Consider the following 12,169-nt stretch of genomic DNA (forward strand, 5'->3'; position numbering starts at 1 on the left):
TTAACCCGCTGGATACATGTAGTTTGATTGGAAGCCCAACGGAATACCAATCATCCAGTAGATAATTAAAAATGCTGACCAAATAATTAATAAGCTAAAGGTAAATGGCAACATCATTGCGACCAACGAACCAATACCTGTGCCTTTCACATACCGCTGGCAATACAGCACAACGAGTGGGAAGTATGGCAACAAGGGGGTAATGATATTACTGATTGAATCACCGACACGGTAGGCCGCTTGGGTTAAATCAGGTGAATAACCGAGTTGCATAAGCATAGGTACGAAAATTGGTGAGATAAGCGCCCATTTTGCTGAGGCAGAACCAACGAATAAGTTAATGAAGGCAACGAGGATGATCATTCCGACCATGGTTACGCCGCCCGTTAACTGCAACGAGCTTAAGAACTGTGCGCCTTTAATTGACAGCAAAGTGCCTAAGTTCGAATCACCAAAAGCTTTAATAAACAGGGCACAGAAGAACGCCATAACCATGTAGTACGACATATCTGACATCGACTTGGTCATTGCGCTAATCACGTCTTGTGAATTCTTGAAGCTACCCGAAATGAAGCCGTGCACAATGCCTGGAATAATAAACAGCAGGAAAATTAGCGGCACAATCATTTGCATCAGAGGTGCTGTAAACGATGCCAGTTCGCCGGTTGGATCAGCCAACGGAGTGTTTTCAGTCGTTGCAGCAAAATACAATGCAACCAAGCCAACAACCATGGTCAAAACGCCCGCATAGAATGCTTTGCGGTCACGCGATGTAACGTCATCAAGTACCGGCATATCTTCTTGATCGCCATCAATGGTGGCATTTTTCTGCAAACGTGGCTCTATGACACGGTCAGTTAGGTACCAACCAACTAGCACAACCACAATTGACGAGGCCGCAGTGAAGAAATAGTTATTAAGCGGATTGAGCTGTATGGCAGGGTCTAGAATTTGTGCAGCGCTTTGCGTAAACCCTTGCAGTAAGGGGTCGATTGCTGAGGGTACAAAGTTGGCACTAAAACCACCCGATACACCCGCGAATGCAGCTGCGATACCCGCCAAAGGATGCCGGCCAGCGGCAAAGAATATAACGCCACCCAATGGAATAACCAGCACATAGCCAGCATCAACTGCGGTGTGACTAACAATGGCAACCAGAATAAGTACCGGCGTTAGTAACAATTTAGGGGTGACATTCAACATGAGCTTAATGGCGACATTAATAAAGCCACTGCGCTCGGCTACACCAACACCGAGCATAGCGACTAAGACCACGCCAAGTGGCGCAAACCCCATAAAAGTGCCCACCATATTAGCCAAGAAGTCGGCCATTTCATCGCCAGCAAGTAGGTTATTGATACCCACATTTTCGCCGGTTAACGGGTGTATAGCATCAAATTGAACACCAGATAGTAAAAAGCTGAATATCCAAACGATAATTAGAAGACCAAAAAACATCACCGCTGGATCAGGAAGTTTGTTACCCACCTTCTCGACTTTATCGAGTATGCGATTAAGCAAAGTGGACGATTCTTGCGAACCACTCATGAGGAAACCCCTTGTTGTATTGTTATTATGATTAAGACGAAAGTATCATAAGGTAACAATACACAACAACTACAAGATGAAACAGATGATTTGTGGAACAGATGAAGCAGGGCGGGGGCCTATAGCCGGTCCTGTGGTTGCAGCAGCGGTGATTTTAGACCCAGCTCAACCTATTGACGGCATAACGGATTCTAAAAAACTTTCAGAGAAAAAGCGTGAAGCGTTGAGTCTGGAAATTAAAGAAAAGGCGTTGTATTGGTCGATTGCGCAATGTGATGCGGACGAAATTGACCAGATAAATATTCTGCAGGCCTCATTGTTGGCGATGAAGCGTGCCGTAGAAGCTTTGCCTGTTGCACCCAGTAAAGTCTTAGTGGATGGCAATAAGCTACCGAACTTAAACGTGCCTGCCGAGGCTATAGTGGGTGGTGATGCTTTAGAGGCCTGTATTGGTGCCGCATCGATATTGGCCAAGGTTGAGCGCGATCGGCAAATGTTTGAATGGCATGCCCTGTATCCCGATTATGACTTCGCCAAACATAAAGCGTACCCAACCAAGGCCCACTTAGAAGCTTTGCAAGTTCATGGGCCTTGTAGCATTCACCGAAAAAGTTTTGGGCCGGTAGCGCGGTTGCTGGCCGCTACAAGCACACCGAACGAATAAGGTCGCGCAACTGACTTTGGGCTGGCGCAATTTCGTCGATTTGAATAAATTCATCGGGTTGGTGGGCTTGGGCGATATTGCCGGGACCCATAATGATAGTTTGGCAACCTAACGCCTGCACGAAAGGCGCCTCAGTGCAGTAATTGGCAGGCTCTGGAGGATTACCCGTTAAGCCTTGGGCTAACTGTACTATTTCAGATTCAGGGTCACAGCGATAGCCTGGAATGGGCTCATGCATATGTTCTAAACAGATAGCGCCAGGGTATTTCGCCTTCACTTCAATTAAGCGCTCGTCAATCACGCCATAGAGTTCGTCGATGTTCATGCCTGGCAACGGGCGCATGTCGAGATGCAGTTCGCAACAAGCACAGATTCTGTTGGCGGCATCGCCACCGTGAATTGCGCCGAAGTTAAGTGTTGGGTAGGGTACTTCGAACGAATCATCCTGATAACGCTTACGGAAATCGTTTTGCACGCTGCGCAGTTGCGTAATGACATCATGCATAACTTCAATTGCATTTATACCTGCAGCAGGGTTTGAGCTGTGTCCTGACTTGCCAGTAACGCGAACTGACTCGGTTAGATGACCCTTATGCATGATCACGGGTGTCATTGATGTGGGTTCACCAATGATTGCAAAATCAGGTTTGAGATGGCCAAAGGCGTCAAGCTCGCGGGCGCCAGCCATGGTTGTCTCTTCATCGGCTGTTGCCAAAATATACAGTGGCTTTTTTAACGTGCGCAGGTCGATACGACGCAGCGCTTCAATCACAAACGCGAAAAAGCCTTTCATATCGGCAGTGCCTAGGCCATATAAGCGGCCGTTTTCTTCGCGTAGCTTAAATGGGTCATGTGTCCAGCGGCCTTCATCCCATGGCACGGTGTCGGTGTGCCCTGCTAGCAATAAACCGCCTTGTGTCATGCCGTCTGGCACATAGTGCGCAAGCAGATTGTATTTACCGGGTTGGCGGTCGAGTTCATGCACGTCGATTTGAAACCCGAGACTTTCCAGCCATCCGGCAAGCTTTTCGATAACTTCTTTATTGCTGGTATCCCAGCTGGGATCCAGACATGAAACAGATGGTATCGCGACTAAATCGCGATACATTTGGATAAAACTAGGTAGCTGTGGCATCACAGGTCTCCAACACAACCGTCAATGAGCCACAGCATACCTGAATTAATTAGAAGTGATAACTACCACGGAAGCGAACACCATCGCCATATTCACTGTCTTGATACCCAACCCCTACCGAAAGGTTGGAGTCGATGTAGTAATTAACGCCAAACTGGTATTGATTGTCTGAGCCTGCATCGGTGTAATCAACCCAACCGAGACCGCCATAAAACTCAAATTGATCAACGCGTTGACGCAGGTTCGCTTCAACGCCCCAGAAGTTGCTGTCGACAGGACCAAAGTCAACACGACCGACACGCGCGCCGACATCGGCCGTCAAACCGTTGTTAAGCCAAAAGTAGCGACCGAGCTTCACACTCAGTGAATCTGCGCTGCTACCTGCGTTATTATCGAAATTGCGATAGTAACCGCTGACAAAATATGGGCTTTTAAATTCATAAGAACCCTCAACCACAATGCTATCGCCGCCATCATGATCAGCAACGCCGACGCTGGCATAATTGTATGCAGAGTAACGGTGTTGTTGTGTTTGATTTTGCTGACTTTGAGCTGCTGCGGTGCCGGTTAAGACTAAGCTTGACGCAAACAGAGTCGCGCAAAGAACGCTTTGTTGCAATTTCATCGTGATTTCCCTCACTTTTTGCTAGAATCTGCATGAGACGGTAGCAACTTAAAATTGTAAGCAAAAGGCGGTTTACGCAAGATTTACCCTTGTTTAGACAAGCTAAACTACTTAGCATATGCGCCTATTTTGTATGAATTCATTCCTTGGGAAACAACATCCATGAAATCCATTCCGCATATTGATATGAGCCTGTATGGCGAAGACTTTAATGCTTTTGCACAACATGTAGGCGAAGGCTATGAAAGCAATGGTTTTGTTGCTTTGACAAAGCACGGTATTGATCAGCAGCTTATCGATAATGCATTAGATATTTGTCGTGAATTGTTTGCGTTGCCCGAATCAGTCAAAAAGCAATATCACATACCTGGTGGCGGCGGTGCGCGAGGCTATACGCCATTTGGAACCGAGATTGCCAAAGATGCCAAACACGTGGATTTGAAGGAATTTTGGCATGTTGGCCGTGAAATTGAGGGCGAGCCGCCATTTTCTCAACTTAAGCCGAATATTTGGCCGCAGGAGCTCCCTGAATTCAAAGGTAAAATCTTAAAACTCTACGAAGCACTCGATGCGCTGGGTTTGCAGGTGCTTGAAGCGTTAGCGGTTTATTTGAAGCAGCCACGAGACTTCTTCAACGATAAAGTGAACTTGGGTAACTCGATTTTACGCCCATTGCATTACCCACCAATTATTGATGAAGGTACACCGTCAGTGCGCGCTGGAGCGCATGAGGACATTAATGTACTGACATTGTTGGTTGGCTCACGTGAACCCGGCCTCGAAGTACTCGCAAAAGACGGTTCATGGATTCCAGTAACCATCATTGAGGGCGCAATCATCTGTAATGTGGGCGATATGTTGCAGCGCATGACCAATGGCGTGTTGCCGTCGACTACGCACCGCGTGGTAAATCCGCCAGAACCCTATAGTCATAAATCACGCTATTCCATTCCGTTTTTCTTGCATTTCAATCCAGATGTCATGATAACGCCATTGGAAAGCTGTATAACAGATGCTAACCCGCAAAAATTTGATCCCATTAGTTCCGATGATTACCTGATGGAGCGATTGCGCGAAATTGGTTTAGTGAAGTAACGAATAACTAGGTGAAGGAATGGTGATGAAACGTTTAGCGTTAACCCTTTTAAGCAGTATTATACTGGCGAGTTGCGCGCAACTTTCAGAACCGCAGCCGTTTCAACTAACGGTTGCTCACATTAATGATCACCATTCGCACTTATTACCGATGCAACGTACGGCCATTAATGTCAACGGCGAAACGTTCGCTGTTGAAACGGGCGGATTTGCCCGTGTAGCCACTCAAATTGAAGCGATTCGAACACGCCAGGAAAACGTATTAACGCTGCATGCCGGTGACGCGATTACTGGCACGTTATTTTACACGTTGTTTGATGGCGCGGCAGACGCGGCACTGATGAATCTTGTGTGTTTCGATGCGCTGGCATTAGGGAATCATGAATTTGATAACGGCGACGCTGGCCTGAAGCGGTTTCTGGAAGCGTTAAGCATGAGTGCCTGTGGCACCGTGGTATTAGGCGCGAACGTTGAGCCGGAAGTTGGGGCTTCGCCACTGACTCCCAAAACCCGTTGGGACAGCTTTAAGCCGTATGCGGTGTATAAAGTTGGTGGCGAACGCATTGGTTTGATTGGCTTGGACATTGCCGTTAAAACCAAAAATTCATCGCAGCCCGATAAAACCACGTTGTTTGCTGACGAATATGAAACGGCCAAATACTACATTGACGAATTGCGTGGGCTTGGTATTGAGAAGATTGGCTTACTCACACACATTCAATATCGAAATGACCTTAAACTTGCTGAAAAGCTACCTGCAGTAGACTTTATTATTGGTGGTGATTCCCACACGCTAATGGGTGACTACAGTCGATATGGATTACCAAGTGTTGGCCCGTACCCAATGCAAGTAACCAATGCTGAAGGGGATCTGGTCTGTGTGGCGCACGCATGGCAATACAGCCAAGTTGTCGGCGAGCTAACGGTGTCGTTTGATGGCAATAGCGTTGCTGATTGTGGCGGCCAGTCACACTTTCTGGTTGCCGAGAATGCGCCAGACCAAGTTGGCTCGTTAGCGCAGTTTGCGGCGGTTGCTGAGCATCCTGCAGTTTTAGAGCAATTAGAGCATTACCAAGAAGAAATTGATGTGTTGACCCAGCAAGTCATTGCACAAGTAGAGGAACGCCTTTGCTTGCGCCGCATGGGGCCGTTGACGAACCCTGAGTGCGGTGCCGGTCGGCAGTCTGATGCGCACCGGGTTGTTGCAGAAGCCTTTCTGGCGAGCGCACCTCAAGCTGATTTTGCATTGCAAAACGGCGGCGGCGTGCGTCGTGAAATAATTACCGGTGAGCTCACGGTGGCGGACGTATACAGTTTGCTGCCGTTTGCGAACACCTTGGTTGAAATGCAGATCACAGGCCAGGAAGTGAAGCAGGTGCTGGAGCAAGCGCTTGCTTATGCCATTTCTGCGGGCGGTTCCGATGGTGCGTATCCGCATGGCGCAGGCATTCGCTTCGCCGTGAATATGGCAGCCGTTAATGGTGAACGTGTGAGTCAACTTGAGGTAGAAACACCAACCGGTTGGCAACCTATACAAATGTCACAGACGTATACCATGGTAACCAATAGCTTTTTGGCTGCTGGTAACGACGGATGGGCGTTGTTAGCGGACATTTCCGCTGACGGCCGTAGTACCGATACCTACGTCAACTATGCGCAATCGTTTGTGGATTGGGCCCGCAAAATAAAAACAATAAAACGGCCAGATGCGCATAGCACAATTAGCTATACAGCGGCCGAGTAATGACAATATACAAGATTTCGGATACCGCACGATTTGATTTAACCGTGGTTGTTCTGGCGCTGCTAACGGCGTTCGGGCCACTGTCGATTGATATGTACTTGCCTGCGTTCGGCGATATTGCGGAAAGCTTCTCAATTGAATCAAATCGGGTTGAACTGTCGTTAACATCATTCTTCCTTGGTTTATTCATCGGCCAGTTGCTGTACGGCACCGCCTCAGACCGATTTGGCCGCAAGCCGCCGCTCTATTTCGGGCTGGTGCTTTATATTATTACCTCCATTGCCTGTGCTTTTGCGCCGAACCTTGAAAGCCTCATTGTTCTGCGATTTTTGCAAGCTATTGGCTCGTGTGCGGGGTTGGTTATAGCCCGCGCTATGGTGCGCGATCTCTACACGCCACAAGCATCGGCGCAGGTATTTAGCTTTTTGATTCTCGTGATGGGGATTGCGCCTATTTTAGCGCCGCTGGCTGGCGCGTATGTCACCGCGGCCTTCGGCTGGCAGGCAATATTCGTGATTGTTGCGGCTTTAGCCGTCGCTTGCCTTGCAATTGTGCATGTGCGTTTACCTGAAACACGGTTACCCAATACTGCAGTTCGCATTCGCTCCAGCCTACCGATTTATTGGAGCGTATTGAAAGACCCAAGCTTTTTGCGTTACTCCCTAAGTGGCGGTATCGCGCAGTCGGGGTTGTTTGCCTACATTACCGCGTCACCGCTTGTGTTTATTGAGCATTTTGGCCTCTCACCAACCCATTACAGTTGGTTATTTGGCGCTAATGCGGTTGGGATTATCGGTATGGCACAATTTAATGCATGGATTCTACGCCGCCGTGATTCACGCAAGATACTGAACAAGTCACTCCCGATTCTGGGCATTATTTCGTTGATGCTGATAACCGCAGGCTGGAATGATTTTGGGCTTATTGGCGTGCTGGTGCCATTATTCTTATACGTAAGTACCTTGGGTATGGTTTTTCCAAATGCTATGGCAGGCGCGCTTGCTGAGCAGCAAGAACGCGCTGGCTCAGCATCTGCAGTGACAGGTAGTTTACAGTTCCTGATTGCGGGGATTATTTCTGCACTAGTCAGTGTGTTTGGGCACTATCACCCGCTTGCGATGTTATTTGTTATGGGATCATGCGGCCTGACGGCGGTAATTATTTACCGCCTGCTTCGACGAGAAGAGCCATTGGCCGCTGATCTTTAATGATTCTTAAGGGGTGTAATAGGTTGGTGTGTTGATACCAACCGGCATATCAAATGCGAACACCCACAAGAAGAACAAGCTCGCCCAACCCAGTAAGAACATGATTGAGTATGGCAGCATCATGGCAATCATGGTGCCTATGCCTGTGTCTTTCTTATAGCGTACCGCCACCGCCAAGATTAAGCCGAAATAACTCATCATTGGGGTAATGATATTGGTCACTGAGTCACCAATACGATATGCCGCTTGAATCACTTCTGGGGCATAACCGATCAGCATTAACATAGGCACAAAAATTGGTGCGGTAATGGCCCATTGTGCCGACGCAGACCCCAGCATGAGGTTTACAAAAGCGCACATCAGAATAAACAGGATGAATACCGATGGTCCGGTGAGGCCCACTTCCTGCAAAAAGGTTGCGCCTTTTATCGCTAAAATACTGCCAAAGTTGGTCCAGCCAAAGAATGCAACGAATTGCGCCGCAAAGAACACCAACACAATGTACATGCCCATGGTGCTCATGCTTTCCGACATGGCGTCAATTACATCACGGTCGCTACGCATTACCTTGGTGATACGGCCATATACATAGCCCGGAACAGCAAAGGTAATAAAAATAAACGCCACAATACCTTTTAGGAATGGGGAGCCAGCAACTTCTCCGGTTTCAGGGTTACGTAAAATACCCCATTCTGGAACTATGGTGAGGGCCAGTAAAATACCCAGTAATAAAAAGCTCAAACCGGCGCCAATTAAGCCCTTCTTCTCAATTGAACTGAGTGATTCAATTTTTTGCTCGCTGAGGTTGATGCTGGCTTCTTTGGGATCGTATTTACCAAGTTTTGGCTCTACGATTTTTTCAGTTACGAAGGTACCCATTATGGCAATCAGGAACGTTGAAATGAACATGAAATACCAGTTCGCTTCAGGCCCAACATAATATTCAGGGTCAATGATATTGGCAGCTTTGGTGGTGATACCGGCCAATAATGGGTCAACGGTTCCGATAAGCAAGTTGGCACTGTAGCCAGCCGATACGCCGGAGAATGCAGCAGCAAGGCCGGCCAATGGGTGACGCCCTAAGGAATGGAAAATCATTGCCGAAAGTGGCACCAAAACCACGTAGCCAAGTTCAGCAGCAGTGTTGGACACGACACCTGCGAACACAACCGCAACGGTTACTGCGCGTGGGTGTGCGTTCATAACCAAACCACGCATGGCGGCAGAAAGCATACCAGAGCGTTCAGCAATACCCACACCCAGTAAGGCTACCAACACGGTACCTAACGGCGTGAACCCGGTGAAGTTGGTCACTAAGCCAGTAACGATGCGTTGTAGGCCTTCGGCATTTAGTAGGCTGACGACTTCAATCAATTCGCCACCTGGACGAGGGTCTTGGGCGCTTAAACCGAAATATCCGGCTACGCCACTTAAAAATATAATACCTAACGCGAACAGAGCGAATAAGGTAATGGGGTGAGGCAGTAGGTTACCGAGCCATTCGACGGTATCGAGAAAACGCGTAAATGCGCCGCGCTTTTCAGCTGATGATGAGGCTTGCGTCATGCAATTCCAGCTCCTGTTTTTAGTATCGTTTTAGTCGGACAAGGGCAGGATTGTACACATAAAAAAGGCCAATCGCGAGGATTGGCCTTTGATTCAGGATAACTGGCTGTTATGCCGCGCTATCTTGCTTTTTAACGCTTGCTAGAGCCACCTCACGTGCATGCTTGCCTGCAATCAGATCTTCATGGGCGAAATCGTCCACGTTAATCACACGCAACCGGCCTTGTTCTGCGCGGCGAAGTAATTCAATTTCATCGTCACTCAGTACACCAAGTTCTTTGCCTTTCGCGGCAACCTGGTCAAGGAACATGAACGGCATGCGACGGTCATCAGCAGCTTTACGGACTCGGTCGAACAGCGGCTCTGCTTCGATGATGTCACGCAGTGTTTGCTCTAAATAACCGAATTGACCTTCCGGTGATAAGAATTGACCTTGACCTAAACGTTCACGGCTGGCGTTTGGTTTAAGTAAGATTTTAGCTACTTTACTGTCTAGACGATCAGAAGGACGTTTCACAATTCGACCAAACGGATACATCACAACTTTCATGGTGGTGCCCACGGCGCCAAAGTTGTCCAGCAATGCAAGCTGACTCTCTTGTAGTTTGTACAAGGTGTCTTGCAGGGCCCAATGCAGCAACGGCAAGTCGTCTTTCTGACGGCCTTCGTCTTCGAAGCGTTTTAGGGTTGCCGAAGCAATGAACAAGTAGCTCAACATGTCGCCGAGGCGCGCAGAAATACGCTGCTTACGCTTCAGTGACCCACCAAGTACGCCCATGGCAACGTCTGACAACAATGCCAAGTTGGCGCTGAAGCGGTTCATTTGCTTGTAGTATTGCGCTGTGCTGTCGCTGTATGGTGAGCTGGTGAAGCGCCAAAAGCCTAAACCAAGCACCAGTGAGCGCACAAAGTTACTCATACCGAAGCCAATATGGCCCCAAATTGCTTTATCAAAACGCTTCAAGCCTGCAGCATTGGTTTCTGCCGAAGACAGCATTTCTTCAAGAACATAAGGGTGACAACGAATCGCGCCTTGACCATAAATCATCAGGTTACGCGTTAAAATATTCGCGCCTTCTACGGTGATTGCAACGGGCACGCCTTGGTAGCCACGGCCTAAATAGTTGTTTGGGCCTAAACAAATACCTTTACCACCATGAATGTCCATGGCGTCGTCCATGCACTGACGAAGTTTTTCGGTCATGTGGTATTTGGCGATTGCAGAAATTACTGATGGTTTTTCTCCAAGATCGATGCCTTTGGTGGAGAAGCTGGTTACCGCATCCATTAAATAAGCATTGCCGCCCAATCGTGCTAATGCTTCTTGCACACCTTCCATTTTACCAATAGGTAAGCGGAATTGACGGCGAATGTATGAATATGCGCCAGTTGCTAACGCGATTGATTTAACACCGCCCGCGCTGTTTGAAGGCAAGGTGATAGCACGGCCAACCGATAAACATTCAACCAGCATACGCCAGCCTTTACCGGCCATTTTCGGGCCGCCAATAATGTAGTCGAGCGGCACAAATACATCTTTTCCGCGTACTGGACCATTTTGGAACGGTACATTTAGCGGGAAATGACGACGGCCGGTTTCAACGCCTTTGGTATCGTGCGGAATCAGTGCCGCTGTAATGCCTAATTCTTCTTTGTCACCGAGTAATTTATCTGGGTCAGACAATTTAAATGCCAAACCAAGTACAGTCGCGACAGGCGCGAGGGTAATATAGCGCTTGTCAAAGTTTAATCGGATACCGACAATTTCCTTGCCTTCCCATTCGCCTTTGCAGATCACACCAGTATCTGGAATTGAGCCTGCATCTGAACCAGCTTCTGGGCTAGTCAGGGCAAAACATGGAATTTCCAAACCCTTGGCCAAACGAGGCAGGTAATGGTCTTTTTGTTCTTTGGTGCCGTAATGTTGCAGCAACTCACCTGGGCCTAAAGAATTTGGCACACCAATGGTTGATGCTAAAATTGTGCTGACCCCAGCAACTTTCTGCAGCACACGCGATTGCGCATAAGCTGAGAATTCTAAGCCACCGTATTCTTTCTTAATGATCATGGCGAAGAACTTATGATCTTTAAGGTATTGCCACACGTGCTCAGGCATGTCTGCAAGTTCATGGGTAGCTTCCCAATCGTTCATCATTTTGCAGAGTTCTTCACATGGTCCTTCTAAGAATGCTTTTTCTTCAGCGCTTAATTCTGCTTTTTGAATGCTGTGAAGTTTTTTCCAAGCAGGTGCACCACGGAATAATTCGCCTTCCCACCATGTGGTACCCGCGTCAATTGCGTCTTTCTCAGTTTCTGAAATTTCTGGCATAACTTTACGGTATGCACCCAAAATTCCTTTTGTTAAAACGCCACGACGAAAAGCAGTAATATTTAGTGGCAGCAAAACCACCGCCAACAGTACCCACAGTACAGGGCCGACAATGTCGAACCAGCTACCAATGGCGAATAGACCAACTAGGCCGATGCTCGTAATGAGCAGCGAACTGCGATAATACAAAAAACCACCCAAAACGAGTAGGGTAGCGATAACCCATAAGGCAATACTCATGTTACTTAACTCCGT

9 protein-coding genes are annotated in these 12,169 nt (G+C 48.0%); 4 read left to right on the plus strand and 5 right to left on the minus strand.

All coding sequences use genetic code 11. The features are described from left to right. Positions 1-1,548, minus strand: a complete 1,548-nt coding sequence (locus tag ACN0UY_RS00850) for an AbgT family transporter (protein WP_417664933.1) — start codon at positions 1,546-1,548, stop codon at positions 1-3. 76 nt (positions 1,549-1,624) lie between these two features. On the opposite strand from ACN0UY_RS00850, the gene rnhB reads away from it, so the two are divergent. Continuing rightward, the gene (rnhB, locus tag ACN0UY_RS00855) at positions 1,625-2,212 is read left to right on the plus strand and encodes a ribonuclease HII (protein WP_417664934.1); all 588 of its coding nucleotides are present in this window, start codon (positions 1,625-1,627) and stop codon (positions 2,210-2,212) included. Here the strand turns inward: rnhB and argE are convergent. After that, on the minus strand, positions 2,190-3,347 hold the full coding sequence (gene argE / locus ACN0UY_RS00860) for an acetylornithine deacetylase (RefSeq protein WP_417664935.1): 1,158 nt from the start codon (positions 3,345-3,347) through the stop codon (positions 2,190-2,192). The two genes, rnhB and argE, sit on opposite strands and share 23 nt — an antisense overlap. 49 nt (positions 3,348-3,396) lie before the next feature. Beyond that, complete coding sequence (locus tag ACN0UY_RS00865) at positions 3,397-3,972, minus strand: hypothetical protein (protein ID WP_417664936.1); 576 nt, start codon at positions 3,970-3,972, stop codon at positions 3,397-3,399. Between the two features lie 162 nt (positions 3,973-4,134). On the opposite strand from ACN0UY_RS00865, the gene ACN0UY_RS00870 reads away from it, so the two are divergent. Genes ACN0UY_RS00870 through ACN0UY_RS00880 form a run of 3 tightly spaced genes read left to right on the plus strand, consistent with a single transcriptional unit; the run spans position 4,135 to position 8,019 of the window. Then, a complete protein-coding gene (locus tag ACN0UY_RS00870) occupies positions 4,135-5,067 on the plus strand; it encodes an isopenicillin N synthase family dioxygenase (protein WP_417664937.1) in 933 nt (310 codons plus the stop codon). 25 nt (positions 5,068-5,092) lie between these two features. Next, positions 5,093-6,811: a bifunctional metallophosphatase/5'-nucleotidase gene (locus ACN0UY_RS00875; RefSeq protein WP_417664938.1), complete on the plus strand. Its 1,719-nt coding sequence runs from the start codon at positions 5,093-5,095 to the stop codon at positions 6,809-6,811. Beyond that, entirely contained in the window at positions 6,811-8,019 is a 1,209-nt protein-coding gene (locus ACN0UY_RS00880) for a multidrug effflux MFS transporter (protein ID WP_417664939.1), read from the plus strand. The genes ACN0UY_RS00875 and ACN0UY_RS00880 overlap by 1 nt, the downstream gene beginning before the upstream one ends. A gap of 6 nt (positions 8,020-8,025) precedes the next feature. Here the strand turns inward: ACN0UY_RS00880 and ACN0UY_RS00885 are convergent, their stop codons facing one another. Further along, positions 8,026-9,585 carry an AbgT family transporter gene (locus tag ACN0UY_RS00885; protein ID WP_417664940.1) on the minus strand — a complete coding sequence of 520 codons (1,560 nt, stop codon included), beginning with the start codon at positions 9,583-9,585 and terminating at the stop codon, positions 8,026-8,028. A 109-nt stretch (positions 9,586-9,694) separates the two neighbouring features. Next, entirely contained in the window at positions 9,695-12,154 is a 2,460-nt protein-coding gene (fadE, locus tag ACN0UY_RS00890) for an acyl-CoA dehydrogenase FadE (RefSeq protein WP_417664941.1), read from the minus strand. Between the last annotated feature and the right edge of the window lie 15 nt (positions 12,155-12,169).

This window comes from Pseudidiomarina sp. (assembly GCF_048268165.1).
Lineage (GTDB): Bacteria > Pseudomonadota > Gammaproteobacteria > Enterobacterales > Alteromonadaceae > Pseudidiomarina.

Excerpts from the sequence above, each read along its gene's own strand:
- ACN0UY_RS00850 (WP_417664933.1), bottom strand. The coding sequence starts at position 1,548 with ATGAGTGGTTCGCAAGAATCGTCCACTTTGCTTAATCGCATACTCGAT.
- ACN0UY_RS00875 (WP_417664938.1), top strand. The coding sequence starts at position 5,093 with ATGAAACGTTTAGCGTTAACCCTTTTAAGCAGTATTATACTGGCGAGT.
- argE (WP_417664935.1), bottom strand. The coding sequence starts at position 3,347 with ATGCCACAGCTACCTAGTTTTATCCAAATGTATCGCGATTTAGTCGCG.
- fadE (WP_417664941.1), bottom strand. The coding sequence starts at position 12,154 with ATGAGTATTGCCTTATGGGTTATCGCTACCCTACTCGTTTTGGGTGGT.
- rnhB (WP_417664934.1), top strand. The coding sequence starts at position 1,625 with ATGAAACAGATGATTTGTGGAACAGATGAAGCAGGGCGGGGGCCTATA.
- ACN0UY_RS00880 (WP_417664939.1), top strand. The coding sequence starts at position 6,811 with ATGACAATATACAAGATTTCGGATACCGCACGATTTGATTTAACCGTG.
- ACN0UY_RS00885 (WP_417664940.1), bottom strand. The coding sequence starts at position 9,585 with ATGACGCAAGCCTCATCATCAGCTGAAAAGCGCGGCGCATTTACGCGT.
- ACN0UY_RS00865 (WP_417664936.1), bottom strand. The coding sequence starts at position 3,972 with ATGAAATTGCAACAAAGCGTTCTTTGCGCGACTCTGTTTGCGTCAAGC.
- ACN0UY_RS00870 (WP_417664937.1), top strand. The coding sequence starts at position 4,135 with ATGAAATCCATTCCGCATATTGATATGAGCCTGTATGGCGAAGACTTT.